Source organism: Aestuariivivens sp. NBU2969 (genome assembly GCF_019931125.1).
GTDB lineage: Bacteria > Bacteroidota > Bacteroidia > Flavobacteriales > Flavobacteriaceae > Aestuariivivens > Aestuariivivens marinum.
In genome coordinates this window covers 1-20,280 of the sequence record NZ_JAIOUU010000012.1, presented here as the reverse complement: position 1 = coordinate 20,280, position 20,280 = coordinate 1, and the positions used below count along the sequence as shown (strand labels likewise).

At 34.3% G+C, this 20,280-nt stretch carries 17 protein-coding genes and 2 tRNA genes; 11 read left to right on the top strand and 8 right to left on the bottom strand.

The genetic code is table 11. The annotated features are described in order from the left end of the window. Positions 1 to 33 precede the first annotated feature (33 nt). Positions 34 to 918, bottom strand: a complete 885-nt coding sequence (locus K7G79_RS09780; RefSeq protein WP_223551398.1) for an NAD kinase — start codon at positions 916 to 918, stop codon at positions 34 to 36. A 5-nt stretch (positions 919 to 923) separates the two neighbouring features. Then, positions 924 to 1,583 (bottom strand): acetoin utilization protein acuB, encoded by a 660-nt coding sequence (locus K7G79_RS09775; protein ID WP_223551397.1) that lies wholly within the window; start codon positions 1,581 to 1,583, stop codon positions 924 to 926. An 88-nt stretch (positions 1,584 to 1,671) separates the two neighbouring features. Between K7G79_RS09775 and K7G79_RS09770 the strand changes: the two genes are divergently transcribed. The 6 genes from K7G79_RS09770 to clpX all read left to right on the top strand — a co-directional run bounded on the left by K7G79_RS09770 (position 1,672) and on the right by clpX (position 7,279). Continuing rightward, a complete protein-coding gene (locus tag K7G79_RS09770) occupies positions 1,672 to 2,388 on the top strand; it encodes a pyridoxine 5'-phosphate synthase (RefSeq protein WP_223551396.1) in 717 nt (238 codons plus the stop codon). 93 nt (positions 2,389 to 2,481) lie between these two features. Then, the gene (locus K7G79_RS09765; RefSeq protein ID WP_223551395.1) at positions 2,482 to 3,246 is read left to right on the top strand and encodes an alpha/beta fold hydrolase; all 765 of its coding nucleotides are present in this window, start codon (positions 2,482 to 2,484) and stop codon (positions 3,244 to 3,246) included. 33 nt (positions 3,247 to 3,279) lie between these two features. Then, positions 3,280 to 3,627 carry a phage holin family protein gene (locus tag K7G79_RS09760; protein WP_223551394.1) on the top strand — a complete coding sequence of 116 codons (348 nt, stop codon included), beginning with the start codon at positions 3,280 to 3,282 and terminating at the stop codon, positions 3,625 to 3,627. Positions 3,628 to 3,720: 93 nt separating this feature from the next. Next, positions 3,721 to 5,049 (top strand): trigger factor, encoded by a 1,329-nt coding sequence (gene tig / locus K7G79_RS09755; RefSeq protein WP_223551393.1) that lies wholly within the window; start codon positions 3,721 to 3,723, stop codon positions 5,047 to 5,049. Positions 5,050 to 5,306: 257 nt separating this feature from the next. Further along, positions 5,307 to 5,981, top strand: coding sequence for an ATP-dependent Clp endopeptidase proteolytic subunit ClpP (gene clpP / locus K7G79_RS09750; protein ID WP_223551392.1), 675 nt, complete (start codon positions 5,307 to 5,309; stop codon positions 5,979 to 5,981). Positions 5,982 to 6,046: 65 nt separating this feature from the next. Beyond that, entirely contained in the window at positions 6,047 to 7,279 is a 1,233-nt protein-coding gene (gene clpX / locus K7G79_RS09745) for an ATP-dependent Clp protease ATP-binding subunit ClpX (RefSeq protein WP_223551391.1), read from the top strand. Between the two features lie 235 nt (positions 7,280 to 7,514). Here clpX and K7G79_RS09740 read toward each other — a convergent pair whose 3' ends face one another. Further along, complete coding sequence (locus tag K7G79_RS09740) at positions 7,515 to 9,029, bottom strand: GH3 auxin-responsive promoter family protein (protein ID WP_223551390.1); 1,515 nt, start codon at positions 9,027 to 9,029, stop codon at positions 7,515 to 7,517. 42 nt (positions 9,030 to 9,071) lie between these two features. Here K7G79_RS09740 and K7G79_RS09735 point away from each other — a divergent pair, with 42 nt between their 5' ends. Further along, complete coding sequence (locus K7G79_RS09735) at positions 9,072 to 9,866, top strand: DUF2797 domain-containing protein (RefSeq protein WP_223551389.1); 795 nt, start codon at positions 9,072 to 9,074, stop codon at positions 9,864 to 9,866. Positions 9,867 to 9,957: 91 nt separating this feature from the next. Here K7G79_RS09735 and K7G79_RS09730 read toward each other — a convergent pair whose 3' ends face one another. Both K7G79_RS09730 and K7G79_RS09725 read right to left on the bottom strand, forming a co-directional pair. Next, a complete protein-coding gene (locus K7G79_RS09730) occupies positions 9,958 to 12,642 on the bottom strand; it encodes an AsmA-like C-terminal region-containing protein (RefSeq protein ID WP_223551388.1) in 2,685 nt (894 codons plus the stop codon). 202 nt (positions 12,643 to 12,844) lie between these two features. Further along, positions 12,845 to 13,549: a queuosine precursor transporter gene (locus tag K7G79_RS09725; protein WP_223551387.1), complete on the bottom strand. Its 705-nt coding sequence runs from the start codon at positions 13,547 to 13,549 to the stop codon at positions 12,845 to 12,847. Positions 13,550 to 13,621: 72 nt separating this feature from the next. Between K7G79_RS09725 and folK the strand changes: the two genes are divergently transcribed. Further along, positions 13,622 to 14,752 (top strand): 2-amino-4-hydroxy-6-hydroxymethyldihydropteridine diphosphokinase, encoded by a 1,131-nt coding sequence (gene folK, locus K7G79_RS09720; protein ID WP_223551386.1) that lies wholly within the window; start codon positions 13,622 to 13,624, stop codon positions 14,750 to 14,752. Between the two features lie 104 nt (positions 14,753 to 14,856). On the opposite strand, the gene hemG is transcribed toward folK, so the two are convergent. The 3 genes from hemG to K7G79_RS09705 form a co-directional block, all read right to left on the bottom strand. Beyond that, the gene (hemG, locus tag K7G79_RS09715) at positions 14,857 to 15,438 is read right to left on the bottom strand and encodes a menaquinone-dependent protoporphyrinogen IX dehydrogenase (RefSeq protein ID WP_223551385.1); all 582 of its coding nucleotides are present in this window, start codon (positions 15,436 to 15,438) and stop codon (positions 14,857 to 14,859) included. Positions 15,439 to 15,596: 158 nt separating this feature from the next. Next, a complete protein-coding gene (locus tag K7G79_RS09710; protein WP_223551384.1) occupies positions 15,597 to 16,256 on the bottom strand; it encodes a class I SAM-dependent methyltransferase in 660 nt (219 codons plus the stop codon). Positions 16,257 to 16,285: 29 nt separating this feature from the next. Further along, positions 16,286 to 16,822, bottom strand: a complete 537-nt coding sequence (locus K7G79_RS09705) for an RNA methyltransferase (protein ID WP_223551383.1) — start codon at positions 16,820 to 16,822, stop codon at positions 16,286 to 16,288. A gap of 173 nt (positions 16,823 to 16,995) precedes the next feature. Here K7G79_RS09705 and mutS point away from each other — a divergent pair, with 173 nt between their 5' ends. From mutS to K7G79_RS09690, 3 genes are all read left to right on the top strand, one after another. Continuing rightward, positions 16,996 to 19,626, top strand: coding sequence for a DNA mismatch repair protein MutS (mutS, locus tag K7G79_RS09700; RefSeq protein WP_223551382.1), 2,631 nt, complete (start codon positions 16,996 to 16,998; stop codon positions 19,624 to 19,626). A gap of 117 nt (positions 19,627 to 19,743) precedes the next feature. Next, positions 19,744 to 19,815 (top strand) — tRNA-Gly (locus tag K7G79_RS09695). A gap of 38 nt (positions 19,816 to 19,853) precedes the next feature. Further along, positions 19,854 to 19,938 (top strand) — tRNA-Leu (locus K7G79_RS09690). Positions 19,939 to 20,280 lie beyond the last annotated feature (342 nt).

The window sequence follows — 20,280 nt, the reverse complement described above, 5'->3', positions numbered from 1 at the left end:
AACTTCTTGGGGGGGTAATAGTGTTTTTACTCGTTAATTGCGTTTGTCCTGGCCCCAAAGCAGTTTTTTTCTAAGGGTAACCAAAAAGCTTTCGTTTAAAAGATCAAGCATCTTAATCTTAAAATTGGCTTTTTTAATAGTAATGATAGTGCCATTGTTAAGTGTGGCGATTCTGGAATCTAAGGATATTAGATGTTGGGCTTCCCTGCCATCTACTTTTAACTGTATTTGTGTTGAGTCTGGAATGACCAAGGGGCGAACACCTAAATTATGGGGGGCAATAGGAGTTAATACAAAACTATTGGCACCAGGGGTAATAACTGGCCCGCCACAACTTAAAGAGTACCCTGTTGAGCCTGTTTGTGTAGATATAATTAAACCATCACTCCAATACGATGTTAGGTATTCACCATCCATAAGAGTTTCAACAATAATCATGGAGGCGGTGTTTTTTCTGCTAACCGTAACCTCGTTTAATGCAAAATTGAAAGACGAAATGCTTTTATTTTCAGGCTGTGTTTCAACAGAAAGTAAACTGCGTTCAGAAATTTTATAGTTACCATCAATAATGTCTTGTATAGCACTCTCGATTTGGTCGTCCTGGATGGTTGCTAAAAAACCTAAACGCCCAGTATTAATACCTATAATGGGAATATCTGTATCCTTAACAAAGGTAATGGCCCTTAAGATGGTACCATCACCACCAACGCTAATGAGCAAATCAAATGAATCATCTAAAGTATCGAAGGTTTTAAAGGATGCAAAATCTTTAATGATAGTTGAATTGTTTTTTATAAGCTGATAGAATTCTGTTTCTATATAAGCTTCAATATTTTTTTTTAGTAAATAATTAAAAAGCGTCAATACCGAAGCACTTGTGGTTTTGTTATAAAAGCGTCCAAAAACTGCAACCTTCATAAGTATTACATGTTTAAATATTTGTTCAAATAATCTGAGCGATCTTTAAGTGTTTTATTGTAGGTGTCATCTTCGTGACCCGATACAATATTATAGCTATACCTTCTAAAGGTATGCAGCACATCATTTAATGAAGCATTGCTAATTTTAATAGTAACCTGTACCACATCGTTTTTTGTTTTAGAAACAAAAGCACCTAATAACTTTCCGTCATTAGATTCAATGATTTGACTAATTTCGCTAAACGAATAATCGTTGATGCCCTTTTCAATTACCAGTATTTCTCCTGGTTCTATAAAGAAGGGTGATTCACCAAAAAGACTTATTACATCATTAAGTTCATAGTATCCTAAATAACGATTGCCATCATCTAAAACAGGCATTATGTTACTGGAATTTCTGGCAAAAGCCTCGAGTACATCTAGCCATAACGTAGTGTTTTTAACATAGAAATTTTCATAGGCATAGCTAAAATCACTTATGGGTTTGCTGCCATCAAAACAATGCACATCGGTTTCAAACAAACATCCTAAATAATTAAAGTCATTATCAATAACAGGGATATGGGAATAAGTTAACTGATTGAACAATAGTTGCAAATCACTTATTTGTCCTTTATTGTTTACAGGTGTTATGTCATTTATAATTAATTCTGAAAGTTTCACTTAATGAGGGTTTACAGCATGCAAATTAATTAAAAAAATAGTATTTAAGGTTGTTCTACTTTGTATTTTTGCCTTTTAAAACAAATACATGACAAAGTTAAGCGTAAATATTAATAAGATAGCCACATTGCGTAATTCCAGAGGAGGCGATGTGCCCAATGTGGTACAGTTTGCAAAGGATGTGCAGCGTTTTGGAGCTGAAGGGGTAACCATTCATCCAAGGCCAGACGAACGTCATATTCGTTACCAAGATGCACGTGATTTAAAGCCAGAGGTTAACACTGAATATAACATTGAAGGGAATCCTATTGACTCTTTTGTTAAATTGGTTTTAGAAGTGAAACCAACACAGGTAACTTTAGTGCCAGATGCAGTTGATGCCATTACCAGTAATGCAGGTTGGGATACCTTAAAACACAATAGTTTTTTAATGGATGTTATAAAAGAGTTTAAAAATAACGGTATTAGAACCTCTATTTTTGTTGATCCAGTCTTAAATCAAATAGAAGGGGCAAAGGCTACTGGAACTGATCGTATTGAGTTATACACTGAGGCTTTTGCGCATCAATATAGTCTAGGAAACGAAAAGGCGGTTGTGCCTTATGTAACATGTGCTCAGTTAGCGACTAATTTGGGAATGGGTGTTAATGCCGGTCATGATCTGTCATTGGACAACATCGAGTTTTTTAAAAATGAAGTGCCAAACTTATTAGAGGTTTCTATTGGTCATGCATTAATAGCTGAAAGTTTATATTTGGGTGTGGAAAATGTGATTCAGATGTATCTTAATAAACTTAAAGGGTAGACTTATCGAGACTGAGTTCCTTGAAGCTTCCTTGATAAAATTTAGATTTTAGATTATGGTAGCTTCGAGAGCCTTAGCCAATAAGAGAATTTTATGATATTACATTCAAATATAATAGGAGAAGGTAAACCACTTGTAATCTTACATGGGTTTTTGGGAATGAGTGATAATTGGAAAACACTGGGTAAACAATTTAGTGATTTTGGTTTTCAAGTGCATTTGGTAGATCAGCGGAACCATGGTAGAAGTTTTTGGAGCAACGAGTTTAATTATGAGTGCCTTGTAGAAGATTTAAAAGTTTATTGCAACCATTATCAGTTAGAAGATATTATTTTGCTAGGGCACTCCATGGGAGGTAAAACGGCTATGTTGTTCTCTACCTTATATCCGGAATTGGTTTCAAAATTATTAGTAGCCGATATTTCTCCACGATTTTATCCCATACACCACGATTTGATTTTGGAGGGGCTTTCGGCATTAAACTTTGATGAAATACAAAGCAGGGGAGGAGCCGATAGCGTTTTAAGTCACTATGTTTCAGATTATGGGACACGTCAATTTTTATTGAAAAACTTGTATTGGGAAGAGAAAGGACGTTTAGGATTGCGTATAAATCTAGAGGTTTTAAAACAAGAAGTTGGCGAGGTAGGTGAAGCCTTGCCTGCATTTGCAACGTTTGATAAGAGTGTCCTGTTTTTAAGAGGAGATCGATCAGAGTATATAGGTATTGATGACGAAAATATAATCCTTAATCACTTTCCCCAAGCTAAAATAGTGACCATTGCAAATGCGGGACACTGGCTCCATGCTGAAAATCCAAAGGACTTTTTTGAAGCGGTTATAAAGTTTGTCCTTTAGTTTTTTTGTATTTTTATTGAAATCTCAAAAATTATGAAATTGATTCTTAAACTTTTATTAAATGCTCTAGCGGTTGTAATTCTTGCCAATATATTGTCTGGGGTTTATGTAGATGGCTATGTTACCGCTATTATTGTGGCCCTAGTCCTATCTGTTTTAAATTTATTGGTTAAGCCTATTCTAATCATTTTTACATTGCCAATAACCATAGTGACCTTAGGCCTGTTTTTACTCATTATAAATGCTCTGATCATCTTATTGGCCGATAATTTAATTACCGGATTTTCGGTAACAAATATTTGGTGGGCATTAATATTTAGTGTGTTACTTTCCATACTGCAATCTATACTACATTCACTTTTAAAAGAAGATAAAAAATAGCTTCAAAATCAAGCAATTAAAACTTTGTCGGGATGCAAAAAATATTATACTTTTGCATCCCGATTTTGGTTATCTAATATTATAGTTTAAAACATGAATATTACAAGAGAAAACGTTGATGCATTGAATGCGGTAGTAAAAGTAGATATTGCTAAAGAAGACTACAGTGATAAGGTTGAAAAAATCTTAACAGATTATCGTAAAACGGCAAACATTCCTGGCTTTAGAAAAGGACATGTGCCAATGGGTATGGTGAAAAAGCAATATGGTAAGGCAGTATTGGTAGATGAAGTAAACAAACTATTGCAAGGCGCATTAAACAAATATCTTACCGAAGAAAAGTTGGATGTTTTAGGGCAGCCACTTCCAAAGCCACAGGATGACATCGATTGGGATTCCGATGCGTTTACATTTGAATTTGAGTTAGGGTTAGCTCCTGAATTTGAAGTCAATCTTAAAAGTAAAAAGGCTATAACCCATTACAATATTGTTGCCGACGATAAAATGATAAGTGAGCAAGTAGAGCGTATTCAAAAACAGTACGGTAAGTTAGTCTCTCAGGATGTAGTTGAAAAGGATAGTGAGGTAACAGGTGCTTATAAAAACGAAGAAAAAGAAATAGACAATACGGTTACTTTAACTTTAGATAAATTTAAGGGTAAAGCTACCGAAAAGAAGTTTGTTGGTGCTAAAGTTGGTGATGTTATAACATTAAAAACAAAAGGACTTTTTGATGATGAACATGAGTTGATGCATGCCTTGAAACTAGGACATGATGAAGTTCACGGCTTGGATATTGAAGTAACTTTTACTATTACAGAAATCAATAAGCGCGAATTAGCCGATTTAGATCAAGAATTATTTGATAAACTTTTTGGTAAGGATGTGGTAAAGTCGGTAACCGAATTGAAAACAAAAATAAAAGAGGATGCCGAAAAGCAATTTGTGCAACAAGCCGACCAAAAGTTGTTGAATGATGTTACCGAATATTTGGTTGATAATACAAAGTTTGATTTGCCTGCTGAATTTTTAACAAAATGGTTACAGGCTTCAGGTGAAAAGGAAATGGACTCAGAACAGGCTAAAGAAGAGTATGAAAAGTCAGAAAAGAGCTTGCGTTATCAATTAATTGAAGGAAAGCTTATTGAAGACAATAACATTCAAGTGACCATGGATGATATTAAGAATCATGCAAGACAGATGATTAAAGCGCAAATGGCTCAATTTGGACAAATGAATCCTTCTGATAAGGAATTAGACGATATTGCAGCTCGTGTGTTGTCCAATCAAGAAGAAGCCCGTCGTATTTCAGAACAATTAATAAGTCAGAAATTATTGGAAGTTTACAAAGAAAAAGCAAATATCAAGGTAAAAGAATTGAGTTATGAAGACTTTGTTAAAGAAGTCTACGGCGACAAATAAATCAAATAATAATTCATTATATTTAGGCGCTTAAACTCATTTGGTTTAAGCGCTTTTTTATTCGGGGTAAATAATTAATTAGTTTGCCCGAATAAAAATTAGTTCATTGTCACTCAGGGTGTAAGCGAAGAGCTTATCTTTTGTTTGAGATTCCATGCCTCGCTTCTAGGAATTTTTATTTCATTTCAACACACACTGCATGGCGCATTTAGAATGACGTATTTTAAGTTAACCGAATTAAAAAACAAAAATATATTATGGATTACGCAAAGGAATTTCAAAAATTCGCGATAAAAGACCAAGGCATTAGTAGCACATACTATAATAAAATAATAAGTAGCATGTACCCTACTAATTTAACGCCAAACATTATTGAAGAACGCCAGATGAACATTGCTATTTTTGATGTTTTTTCCCGTTTAATGATGGACCGTATCATTTTTATGGGTACAGCTATAAATGATCAGGTAGCAAACATTATTCAGGCACAGTTGTTGTTTTTAGAAAGTGTAGACGCTTCAAAGGATATTCAAATATATATTAATTCTCCAGGAGGTAGTGTTTATGCAGGTTTAGGGATTTACGATACCATGCAGTTTATCAAACCAGACGTAGCCACCATTTGTACAGGTATGGCAGCCTCTATGGGAGCCGTGTTGTTATGTGCTGGAGAAAAAGGAAAACGTAGTGGATTGACCCATTCCAGAGTAATGATTCACCAACCCTTAGGTGGAGCACAAGGACAAGCCAGTGATATAGAAATTACAGCTAGGGAAATATTAACCCTAAAGGAAGAACTTTATAAAATCATAAGTAAGCACTCTGGACAAGATTATGACAAAATATATAATGATAGTGACAGGGATTATTGGATGAAAGCCGATAAAGCTAAGGAATATGGTATGATAGATGAGGTTTTGACAAGGAATTAAAATAAAATTTGTAGTTTTATATTGCCTTAGAAATGAGGGTTTAAGAGGGATTAAAAAAGTAATTAATGGCAAAAGAAGAATTAGAATGTTCGTTTTGTGGTAGAAAAAAGCCAGAAACCAACTTGTTAATAGCTGGGTTGGACGCACATATCTGTGATAGGTGTATCGAGCAGGCTCATGGTATTGTAATAGAAGAATCTAAGCAAAGCGACAGTAGTGATCTATCGGCTGAGCTTAAACTGCGTAAACCACAACAGATAAAGGACTTTTTAGATACTTACATTATAGGTCAAGAAGCCACAAAAAAAGTAATGTCGGTAGCAGTATATAACCACTATAAGCGTTTGTTGCAACCACAGTCTAATGACGATATTGATATTCAAAAAAGTAATATCATCATGGTGGGGCAAACAGGAACAGGTAAAACACTTATGGCCAAAACTATAGCTCGGATGCTTAATGTGCCTTTGGCCATTGTAGATGCTACAGTGTTAACAGAAGCGGGTTATGTTGGAGAAGATGTAGAAAGTATTCTAACACGTTTATTACAGGCTGCAGATTATAATCTGGATAAAGCCGAAAAAGGACTTGTATTTATTGATGAGATTGACAAGATTGCCCGTAAAAGTGATAACCCTTCCATAACCAGAGATGTTTCGGGAGAAGGTGTGCAACAGGCCTTATTGAAACTTTTAGAGGGAACTGTTGTTAACGTACCCCCAAAGGGTGGTAGAAAACATCCAGACCAAAAGTTTATTGAGGTGAATACCGAAAATATTCTTTTTATAGCGGGTGGTGCTTTTGATGGCATTGAACGCATCATTTCAAAACGTTTAAACATGCAGGCGGTGGGTTATAGTGCTTCAATGTCGGATGACGTTGTAGATCAAAACCATTTGTTGCAATATATCATTCCAAAAGATTTAAAGGATTTTGGACTCATCCCAGAAATCATTGGGCGTTTACCTGTTCTTACTTACATGGATCCATTGGATGCCAAAACATTACGAGCTATTTTAACAGAACCTAAAAATGCTATTATCAAGCAGTACAAAAAACTGTTTGCCATGGATGACATTGATTTTAGTATTACTGATGGGGCTTTAAATTTTATTGTTGATAAAGCCATTGAGTATAAGCTAGGTGCCCGTGGATTGCGTTCACTTTGTGAAGAGATTTTAACAGATGCTATGTTTGAATTGCCAAGTAGCGATGAGAAGAAATTTAATGTTACAAAACTTTATGCTGAGGAAAAATTAACAAAGACAACTCTAAAGAAATTAAAAGCGGTGTCTTAAAATATTTACATTGATATACAAAGAAAAACCACGCCAAAAGCGTGGTTTTTCTTTGTATGGATATAATTAAATAATAATCATTATGAGGAATTTTATCAATGCTATTAATAATTTATAGTCTAAAAATAGACCTAAATAATTGCCCTTCAAAAGTTTTTTAAAGCTTTTAGATAAGGCGAACAAATAATCGTCAAAAGACTTTAAGGCATGCCGTTAGTCGATTAAATAAGCAGGGTTACTGATTTAGGTGTAAGAGCTCCTCTAAGTAAATTCTAGTGTTGGATAATCTGGGTATTTTATGTTGTCCCCCCAACTTATTGTTTTGTTTTAACCAGTCGTAGAAAAGGTTTTGGCGTGCCACATGAATCGTTGGTTTGTTTAAGGTCATGTTGTTGTATCGTTTTGCCTCGTAGTCTGAGTTTAAGGCTTTTAAGGCATTGTCAAATAACTCTGTAAAATAATTAATGTCCTTAGGAGGAGTTTTAAATTCAATGAGCCATTCATGTGCTCCTTTTTCTTTGCCGTCCATAAAGATTGGAGCCGCAGTAAAATCTACAATATCAGCTTTGGTACGCTTGCATACTTTTTTAAGTGCTTCTTCTGCATTTTCAATGATTAACTCTTCACCAAAAACATTAATGTGATGTTTGGTCCTACCCGAAATTTTAATGCGGTAGGGGCTAAGCGAAGTGAACCTAATCGTGTCCCCTATTTTGTAACGCCACAAACCAGCATTGGTTGTTATAATAACCGCATAATTTATATTGAGTTTTACGTCACTAAGAGGAATAGCTTTTTCTTGTTCTGTGGCATAAATATCCATAGGAATAAATTCGTAAAAAATGCCATAATCCAGCATGAGTAACAATTCATCAGAATTATTCTGGTCTTGAATGGCGAAGAACCCTTCTGAAGCATTATAAATTTCGTAATATTTAAAATTGCTTTTGGGCAGTATGTTTTTGTACTGATTTATATATGGTGTAAAACTTACGCCTCCATGAAAATACACTTCTAGGTTAGGCCAAATCTCAAATAAATTAATCTTACCTGAAGTTTCAAGAACATTATTAAGGAGTACAAGCATCCATGAGGGTACACCAGCAAGACTGGTAACGTTTTCATGAATAGTTTCATCAACAATGGCCTGCATTTTATGTTCCCAATCGCTCATTAAAGAAACTTTATTGCTTGGGGTACTGCTAAATTCTGCCCAAAAAGGCATATTGTCAATTAATATGGCTGATAAATCACCGAAAACGGTTCCATTTTCTTTATATAATTCCTTGCTTCCACCTAATCGAAGGCTTTTACCGGTAAATAATTGAGAATCCTCATTGTTATTTAAATACATGCATAGCAAGTCCTTGCTGGCAGCATAATGACAATCTTCAAGCGATTCTTCACTAACAGGAATAAATTTGCTTTTAGAGCCCGTTGTGCCACTGGATTTGGCAAACCATTTTATTGGAGTAGGCCAAAAAATATTAGATTCCCCTCGCCTGGAGCGTTCTATGGTGTCTTGCCAACCTTCGTAATTTTTTATGGGGATGCGCTCGGCAAAAATGTCGTAATTTTTAATAGAAGCAAAGTCATATTGTTTGCCAATTTCGGTATGCTTTGCAAAGTCTAAAAGACTTAAAAGTAGTTCGTTTTGAACTTCATGGGGGTATTTAAGAAACAATTCAATTTGATGAAACCGCTTCTTTAAAAACCAAGAAGCAATAGAATTTACTAATGGAATTGACATATTTATATTATCTTTAAAATCCTAAAATAATACTTTTTTTTAATGTACTATCAAGGTGTTTTAACAAAAATGGAAACCGAGTTTTCTAAACCTATCCAATATTATTTGGTGTTTGAAAATGACTTCATCAATATAAATCAGTTGCTCAATAAAACCATAACTATTCAATTTGTTAAGTATCAATGTTTAAACTGTGGCTTAGATAAGCCTATATACCGTCAAGGATTTGATAAACAGTGTTTTTATGAAGTGCCCCAAGCAGCCGATTGGGTCATGCGCCCTGAATTAAGCACAGCGCATTTAGGAAAGGAAGACCGCGATTTGGAATATGAAAAACAAGTTCAATTGCAGCCTCATATTGTTTATTTAGCTAATTCTAGTAATGTAAAAGTGGGAGTAACCCGAAAAAATCAAGTACCTACCCGATGGATTGACCAAGGGGCGCATGAAGCTATTGAAATAGTAGAAGTTCCTAATCGTTATTTGGCTGGAATTACCGAAGTAGCATTAAAAGACCATGTGAGTGATAAAACTAATTGGCGTACTATGCTTAAAAATGAGATTAAGGATGAAGATTTGGTAGCATGGCGTGAGCGATTAAAACAATACATTCCTGATGAGGTTAAGGACTATTTCATAGAAACGAATACCGAAACCAACTTAGACTTTCCAGTGATTAAATTTCCTGAAAAGCCTAAAAGCTTAAATATTGTAAAACAGTTGGATTATAAAGGTAAATTGGTTGGTGTAAAAGGACAGTACCTCATTTTTGAAGATGAAACGGTATTTAATATCCGCGCCAATGAGGGTGTTGTGGTTAAAATATCTATTCGTTAAGCTATCTTTTCTATTAAAAGTTGTTTCTTTCCCTTATTACGGGAAAGTGTCCAAAGAACAGAAAGGTTTAAACCATTTTGCAGCCATTTTACTAGTTTACCGTATCTTTCTGTGTTTTCTTTTGCCCACCTAATAAACCACCCAAAACATTCTTAATTTTTTTCTCTGGTGTTTTTGTTGAATCGGTTGGTATGGAGTCGGTTTGAGTACCCTGGGGTTTTATGATGCCACTTAATATATCTTTAACCGAATTATCTTGCAGTTTCTTTATGGAATCCGTTTTTGTTTTGTTAGCGCCAACAATATCTCCTAACATATTTTTTACCTTGTCTTTGCTTTGATTGAGCAATTTTTGCTTTTCGATTTTTATGAGTTGTTGTGTTAAGTTTTTAACGCCACTCGAAAGGTCTGTTTTAACAGTCGGATTGGTGAAAGAACCTGTTATGTTGGCCGTAACGGGAATAGAAAGGCTATTGGCTTCAACCATATCTATTTTACCAATAAGGCGGTTAATATCACTGCCCAAATATTTAGTGGGGACATTAAAAATAGCTTTGTAGTCTACAGTTTTATCAAAACCGTGAGTGCCCGAAATTTCAATAGCAATATCTTCATATTTCAATTTAAATGGTTTAACGGCAACTTTGCCATCGGCAAATTCAAATTGCGTTTTTAAATCGTTTAAATTTAATTTGTCAAAATCTATAAAATTTAGTGCACCTTCAAGGCTGCTAATTAGTTTGGATTGATCTGTATTGAACTTAGTGCTTAACAATTCTGCTAAGGCATTTCCTGTAACCGAACTTAAAACAGGAGAGAAATCGTTGTCTAAATTTCCTTTTAAAGTGATATTGGTATTTAGTTTACCTTGAAGCAGCTTGGCGATAGGCGCCAAATTTTGAAGTAGTTCCATACCATTAAAAGATTTGGCAATATCAAAATCGTTGGCGTTTAAGTTTAGGTTAAAATTAGGGGTTTTGCCTTTAGTTGTTACATCACCTGCCAAGGCCAGAGCACCATCGAACATGCTAGAGGTCAAGTTATATAAAGATGCTTTTTGATCTTTTATGACAAGGGTACCTTTAACATCTTTTAAGTTCAAATTGTCATAAACAACAGTATTTGCATTAGCATTTATGGTGCAATCCAAAAAGGCTGGAATTTTTAATGATTCATCTTCGTTAATGATTTTCTTCTTTTGGGCTGCTTCATTTTCAGTCATAAAATCACTAACCTTAAATAGTGATGAGTTGACTTTAAAATCGCCTTGCAAATTACCGTCACTTAACAAAAAACCTAATAGATTTTTAATGGTTCCTGTAGCCTTTAAGTCACTATCACCCGTTTTGACTTTAAAATTATTTAGAGATACCGTGCCTGTATTAAAGTCCATATTGGCTTCTGTAATGTGAATTGGGTTTGCAATAGCTTCAGATGAAAAAATAAAATCAGTAATGCTTACAGAACCACTGTTTTTAATCCGGGCGTAAGCATTGGTTTCAATAGCCTTCATATCGAAAGCCGTATTGATGTTACCTCTTAAAATACCGGTTAAAGGGGTTTCCAGTGTTATGGGGTAGGCTTTAGCAATGTTAGCTAAGTTTAAAACTCCATTAATGTTAGCATTCACCAACATGTTTTTGGTAAGGTTTTTTAAAGTTGCAGACGATTTAAAAACGTCACCGTCAATTATAAAATCCAGTGTTTCAATATCAACAAAAGTGTCATCGACGTTCCCAGTAGTATTTTTTATAAAGGCGCTAATATTAATATTACTAACTCGTTTCGGTAAGTCAGGGTATTTAAAGGAAGCGTTATTTGAGGTAATGGAAATGTCAAAGTTGGGAATGGTTTCTTCAGAACTTAGTCCTTTTATAGTACCTTTTATTTTAAAATCACCGGTAGTTTGAACATTTTCAATATTTTTCGAATATACCTTAGGTATTACAGCTAGGAAATTTTTGAAATCAGATTCAGGATTTTCAAAAGTAATATCGATATCCTGTCCGTTATCCAATTGCTGTATATGACCTTTGAATTGAATAGGCAATTCATTTATAAACCCTTGGTTCTCTTTAAAAGTATAGGTATTGTTCCTTAAGTCTAATCCAATTAAAGCATCTAGTTTAATAGTGTTGTTACTCAAATAATTGGTGCTGTCTATACTTAAACTAACATTAGCTTCGCTGGTGGTCTCCAATTCCGAAGTCTCTGAAGAAAAAATACCATGACCAGCATGGTTAAGTTCTGTAATATAAACTGATACATTGGTGCTTTCATCAATATAAGTTAATGCACTATTATTTATGCTGTAATCTTCAATATCTAAAGCAAAGTTGTTTTCATTGCCTTTAGGAGATGCTGTATTATCGTTTTTAGTGATATCGTAATTGTTATTTCCAAATTCATCAGTTTTTAAAGTCAATAAAACCTCATCAACACTTATAGAGTTAATAACTATAGGTTCTTTGTTGGTGTCCTTAAACAATTCTTTAATAGACATGCTAAAAGCAATGCCTTTTGCAGTGGCTAAAGTTTCATCCCTAAAAGGTTCAAAATTTGTAATGACCAAATCATTAACGTTTACATGGGCTTTTGGAAAACTTCTAATAAAACTCAAGCTAACATCATTAAATTCCACTTTAACATTAAGGTTGTCATTTATAACCTTTTTAACCATATCAGTTATTTTGCCTTGAAAGGCAAAGGGAATTGCTATTAGAAGTCCTAGAGCAATTAATAGTGTAATGCCAATGATTTTAAAAGTTTTTTTCATCTGTTTAAATTTTATGGTTTTTATAGGTCAGATGTAATTCGCCAATAATCATTTCGGTTGGTATCAACTTCCTGTTATGTCTCATTTCATATTGGGGATTTATAGTGTCTTATTTTTTTGAAAGTTAGCTCAAAAGAATATACGTAGAAAAGTTGTTAAAGGTTGAAAAATGTATCTTATCATTTTGTTAAGGTGTGAAGTTTTAGAGCAAATCAATCTCTTCATTTACTTTTAACTTAAATCTTCTTCTAAAAAAGTAAACACCAATATATAAAAAAGGTGTATCGCAAGCCGCTACAATTACTTTAAATAAAAAGCCACTAACTAGCAATCCTTTAAAGTTTACCCATTCAATGATACCAAAAGAGCATAGTAAGAACACTATAGTAAAAGTGTCAACAAATTGGGAAAACCAAGTAGAAAAGTTATTACGAAGCCATAAATGTTTACCTTGAGTTAATCTTTTCCAAAAATGATAAATCTGTATATCAATAAACTGGGCAAATAAGTAGGTAAGCATACTAGCAAAAACTGCTATGACTGAGTTTCCAAATACTTTTGTAAACAACTCATCATTAACATAAGACCATGATGTTGCAGGAACTTTACTAGCCACCAAAATGATTAACAAGGAAAATAGTGATGCAAATATTCCGGTAACCACCACATCGTTAGCTCGTTTTTTGCCATAAATCTCACTAATTAAATCGGTGATTAAAAAGGTAAGAGGATAGGGTAATATGCCCACCGATATTTCAAAAAGCTTATTGCCAAAAAATTCAATATCAAAAGGGTACCAATAAAAGAATTTTTGAAAGATCAGGTTGGAGACAACCAATGAGGTTATAAATAGCGCACCTAGCAAAATATAAATGCGTTGTGCTGCGAGTTTGTCTTTTGGTGTCATTTATAATTGTGAATAAATAGGTCTTGTAAATATAATGGATTAAAAATTGTTTTAGTTATTTTGCTTTTTACTATGGTAAAAGCAATGACATATCATATTGCATTGGGCAGTAATAAAGGTGATAAATTCAAGTATCTACAAGATGCCATAGATTTAATTTTTGAGCGTATAGGTGCTATTAAATTAATATCAAAAGTTTATAAATCAGCTGCTTTTGGTTTTGAGGGTGATGATTTTTTTAATTGCTGCTTGGTCATGGAAAGTGATTTAGAACCCCAAAGTGTGCTTGAAGTTTTATTGGATATTGAACGAGGCATGGGACGCGTTCGTACTGACGACCAAACTTATGAGGCACGAACAATCGATTTGGATATTATCTTCGCTCAAGACCAAATTATTGATTCAGAGACCTTACTGGTGCCGCATCCAGAAATGCAAAAACGAAAATTCGTGCTCTTACCACTTCATGACGTGGCGTCTAAGGTGAAACACCCTAGATTAGATAAAACAGTGTCTGTTTTGTTGGATGAATGTAAAGACAAATCGGTTTTGGAGCCTATCAATATTTGGTTGAAAAACCCCAGTAAGCAATTTGATTTTTCAAAATACAATTACATTGCCATTGAAGGGAATATAGGAGCAGGAAAAACCAGTTTGGCGACTAAAATAGCCACCGATTTTAATGCGAAACTGATTTTGGAACGTTTTGCCGACAATCCCTTTTTGCCTAAATTTTATGAAGAGCCTAACCGCTATGCCTTTACTTTGGAGATGTCCTTTTTGGCCGACCGCTACCAACAAATTAGCGACGACCTCTCACAGCTCGATTTGTTTAAGGATTTTATGGTAAGCGATTACGATGTGTTTAAATCGTTGATCTTTTCGAAGATTACTTTGCAGGAAGAGGAGTTTAGCCTATACCGTAAGCTATTTTATTTAATGTATAAGGACATTGCCAAACCCGATTTATACGTGTATCTCTATCAAAACACCCAAAAGTTGCAACTAAACATTAAAAAAAGAGGACGCGACTACGAACAAAATATCGCCGATGACTATCTGGAAAAAATCAATGCGGGCTATATCGACTTTCTAAAAACCCAGACCGATGTTAAGGTTAATATTATAGATATTTCCAATAGAGACTTTTTGGCTAGCCGCAAAGATTATTTATGGGTATTGAATGCCATTTGTGGAGATTGATTTTGACTTGTACTTATAGGAGTTAATAAGCAAGGTTAGAATTTTAAAGCTGCTAATTCTCGATTAAGTACTTGTGCAGTATTTTTATGCTGATTCAGGCATATTTAATTTTCTATTATTGAAGCCGTATGTTCTTTCGTATGTTCTTGTTTGTTTTTATAGTTTTCGATTATTTTTAACCCAAAATCGTTCACCTTTTTCCAGTCGGTAAATTCAATTGGTTCTTTTGATTTAGTTGGACCATTAGTTAACTTCATAATTAGTTTAATCATTATTTTGTCAAAAAAAGAATAAGATTCATAGTCCAGCTTCCCAGCAAAAACTTCCATGAAATTCGCCTCCCATCCAATTTCTTTAAGAAATTTTATCATATAAGGATTTGTGTTGACTCCATTTTTCTCTTTTTTTCTTGCTACAAGATTAACAGAGAATAAGGCGGTTTGTATGACATTAAGCTTGTCCTTGTTATTTAAAATCAATTCGTAAACTTTGCTGTTATGCTTGCCATATCTAACACTTGCTCCAATTATGAGCGTATGGCATTCAAATAAATCATTATTAAACTCGTCAATAGAGTACAATTCTGTTTCTATTTGGTTTTTTCTAAAAATTAAATTTAATTTTTCACAAATCTTCCGGGTTTGGCCATCTACTGAAGAATAAATTATTCCAATCTTATGTTTCATAAAGCTATTTAGTTTGATAAGCTTTTTGTTTTAAAAACAACATTAAGTTGTGGTTGTGTTTTAATAAACTAACTGTATCGATAGATAAACGAAATTAGATTTTTTTAAGTTTAGAATCAAGTTAAATTATGTATAAAAATTTTCATTAAAAGGTTGAATTAAAACATTTTAAGTAGTAATGTTACAATTTGTCCTTTTTTATTTTCTAAAATGTATTCACCAAGTTGTTTTTTACCTTTAACCATTAAATTAAAAGGAGCTTCTAGAACATTAACACCACTATTTTGTTTTAATCGAATGCCTTGTCCCGAAATGATATCTTTATTAGGGGTAAAATCACCCATTGGGATGTGTTCGGTTAAAATAATGTATTTATATACTTTTAATCGACCTATAATACTTTGTATTTCTGTATTCGACAAATGTTGTAATACCTGCCTAAGTATAACGCAATCTGCTTTTGGAAGTTTGTCTTTGGCAATGTTCAAGCAATGAAACTCTAAGTTTTTATCTTTGTATAGTTTTTTGTTTCTTTCAATAAGGGATTCAACAATATCTATGGCGACGTATTTTTTTGCATAAGGAGCCAGTTGTCTGCCAATATTGAAATCTCCGCAGCCTAAATCACAAATAACTAAAGGTTTGTGTAAAGATCTTAAAAAAGTAGTTACAGCATTTAAATAGGGGTTTACAATGTTTGGGTCATGTGAGCCTTCACCAGAATAAAAATCGAAATTCTCACCTCCCCAGAGTTTCATATCGTAAATCTGGGTCATGGCAGCTTTGGTGGGCCAGGGCTTTTTAGCTTTATTTATCATTAGTTTAAGCTTTCAGCAACTTCGTCTTTCTAATTTTGTGGCTTTAACTTTGAATATACATCCCAAATTACCACTCCACAACTTACAGAAATGTTTAGTGAGTGCTTGGTGCCGTATTGTGGAATTTCAATTACCACATCACTAGCGCTAACCACTTTTTGCGCAACGCCTTTTACCTCGTTGCCAAAGATCAAAGCGTATTTAGTATGAGATTCTGGATTAAAATCGTTAAGCATGGTGGCGTTTTCAACTTGTTCTATAGCACAAATCTTTACGCCTTCTACTTTTAGCTTTTCAACCAATTCCAATGTGTCCTTAACATATTCCCAATCAACTGTTTCGGTACTTCCTAAAGCGGTTTTATGGATGTCCTTATGTGGTGGAGTTGCCGTAATACCACAGAGGTAAATTTTTTCAATTAAAAATGCATCGCTGGTTCTGAATACAGATCCTATATTGTTTAAGCTCCTAATGTTGTCCAATACAATAATGAGGGGTGTTTTTTTAGCCGCTTTAAAGGAGTCTAAACTCAAGCGATCCAATTCACTATTTTTTAGTTTTCTCATATTGTTTTATTAAGTTATTTTTACAGTGGCATATAGATTTTAAATAGATTATTGTTAAAATCTCAGTTTAATTGTAGATAACTTCTGTGGTGTCAACTTCATAAAACTTGAAATTAGTGCTACATTGCATGCTACTATTTTCGCAAAAGTAATATTTAAAAAACAAAACCCCATTGGCAAAAAAAGTAAAAAAGGAAACGCCGTTAATGAAGCAGTACAATGCCATAAAGGCCAAATACCCTGATGCGTTGTTGTTGTTTCGTGTGGGCGATTTTTATGAAACCTTTGGTGAAGATGCTGTTAAAGCTGCTGGTATTTTGGGTATTATTTTAACCAAACGCGGTGCCGGTAGTGAAAGTGAAACAGAGTTGGCCGGGTTTCCACACCATTCACTAAACACCTATTTGCCCAAATTGGTTAAGGCTGGTGAGCGTGTAGCTATTTGTGACCAATTGGAAGACCCCAAACAAACTAAAACCATAGTAAAGCGTGGTGTTACCGAATTAGTAACTCCTGGTGTAGCATTAAACGATGAGGTATTGGTCTCTAAATCGAATAACTTTTTGTGCTCGGTGTATTTTGATGCCTCAACACATTCAGCAACAAAATATATAGGAATTGCATTTTTAGATATCTCTACAGGTGAATTTTTGACCTCTCAAGGCAATACTGAGTATATTGATAAATTACTTCAAAATTTTAACCCTAGTGAGGTGTTGGTATCTAAACAGAAACGAACTTTATTCCTTGAGACGTTTGGGCCTGATTTCCATAACTTTTATTTAGAAGATTGGGTTTATCAAACCGATTATGCTTACGAAACCTTAATCAAACATTTCAATACCACAACGCTTAAAGGCTTCGGGGTTGAGGATTTATATGAGGGTGTCATTGCGTCTGGTTCTATTCTGCATTATTTAAGTGAAACCCAACATCATAAACTACAACACATTACCTCTATTTCCAGAATAGCTGAAGATGATTATGTGTGGATGGATAAGTTTACTATACGTAACCTAGAACTTTACCATTCTACTAATAATAATGCTGTAACATTGCTAAACGTAATAGATAAAACCATCTCGCCCATGGGAGGCAGGATGTTAAAGCGTTGGTTGGCCTTGCCCTTAAAAAGTTTAGATAAAATTAAGCAACGCCATGAAGTAGTCTGCTTTTTGACCAAAAATAAAACAGAGCTTCAGAAAATACAGCATCATATTAAGCATATAGGTGATTTAGAACGGTTAATTTCCAAAATAGCAACTGGAAAAGTGAACCCCCGAGAGGTCATTCAACTTAAAAATTCCTTGGAAGCCATTGTACCCATAAAAGCTTTGGCTTCAAATTGTAAAAATGACTCTTTAGGGGTTATTGGTGATAATTTACAAAGTTGTGAGGTGCTTCGTGAAAAAATAAAGGAAACTTTAAATGAAGAAGCACCTGTAAATGTATTAAAAGGAAATACCATTACTTCCGGTTTTTCTCCAGAATTGGATGAGTTAAGAAACCTGTCAAAATCAGGAAAAGATTATCTGGATGATATGCTTGAACGTGAAACGGAACGAACAGGTATCACTTCGCTTAAAATAGCATCAAACAATGTTTTTGGCTATTATATTGAAGTGCGAAATACACATAAAGATAAAGTACCTGCAAATTGGATTAGAAAGCAAACCCTTGTAAATGCAGAACGTTACATAACCGAAGAACTTAAAACTTATGAGGCTAAAATCCTAGGAGCAGAAGAACGTATTTTGTCTATAGAACAACAGTTGTTTTCAGAATTGGTAGCTTGGATGAACCAATATATCAAAGCGGTTCAACAAAATGCCCAGTTAATAGGTCAATTAGATTGTATGTGTGGGTTTGCACAATTGGCAAACGAGAATAATTATGTGTACCCAATCATTAACGATGGTTTTAATCTGGATATTAAAGAGGGACGCCATCCTGTTATTGAAAAACAATTGCCTATTGGAGAAGCTTATATCGCTAACAATCTATTTTTAGACAACACTTCACAACAAATCATCATGATTACGGGACCCAATATGTCGGGTAAATCTGCTATTTTGAGGCAAACCGCTTTAATTGTGCTTTTAGCCCAAATAGGAAGTTTTGTGCCAGCTCAAGAAGCCAAAATCGGATTGGTAGATAAAATCTTTACAAGGGTAGGTGCCAGTGATAATATATCAATGGGAGAAAGTACCTTTATGGTAGAGATGAATGAAACAGCATCTATATTAAATAATATTTCCAGTAGAAGTTTGGTGTTATTGGATGAAATTGGACGTGGGACCAGTACCTATGATGGGATTTCCATAGCCTGGGCTATTAGTGAGTACCTGCATGAGCATCCGGCCAAACCAAAAACCTTGTTTGCAACACATTACCACGAACTTAACGAAATGACCGAAACTTTTGAGCGAATTAAAAATTTCAATGTTTCAGTAAAAGAATTAAAAGACAATGTATTGTTTTTAAGAAAATTGGTTGAAGGGGGTAGCGCACATAGTTTTGGTATTCATGTGGCTAAAATGGCAGGCATGCCCCAACAGGTGTTACATAAAGCCAATAAGATTTTAAAGAAACTGGAACAATCCCATTCTAGTGAAGAGCTTACCGAGAAGGTAAAGTCCTTTAATAAGGAGATGCAACTTAGTTTTTTTAATCTTGACGATCCGTTGTTGGAAAATATTAAAGACGAGATTTTACATACCGATATAGATACCCTTACCCCTGTAGAAGCGCTTATGAAGCTTAATGAAATTAAGCGCATGTTGGTTAAGAAAAAGCAGGCCTAAAATAAATTCTATTTATTTTTATAAAAGGCTTTGGTTTTAGTAGAAATATTTTAAATTTGCATCCGCAATCGAAAGATTGAAAGCCTGTTTGTTACAGGTAGTTCATTTAAATAAACTGCGAAAGTAGCTCAGGGGTAGAGCATCACCTTGCCAAGGTGAGGGTCGCGGGTTCAAATCCCGTCTTTCGCTCTGCTTTTTATAAAAGTCCAAGTAATTAACTTTACTATGCAGAAGTGGTGGAATTGGTAGACACGTTGGACTTAAAATCCAATGGCCATTATGGCCGTGCGGGTTCAAGTCCCGCCTTCTGTACTTCCTGGGACAATTCTAATTTTTAGATTTGTCCCTTTTTTATTGCTCTATAAAAACTGCTTAACATTGTAATCTTCAAAAATAGGGTTTAATATCTGCGGCTTAAACTTTATCTTTTTTATACTGGAATTTTTATGGAAATATTGAACCAATAAGCTTTTGTTTTAGTCAATATCAGTATTAGAAAACTAATTGTTAGATTTCATTTAATTTTTTTTGGTCTACTAAAACTTCTTTTACTTGGTTTTCTTGGATCAAGTCCAAAATCTGGGTTTTTACCATTTTAAGAATATAATTTAATCAAGCGATATAAGAAGTATTCCGTATTCCTGACTCCCCTAA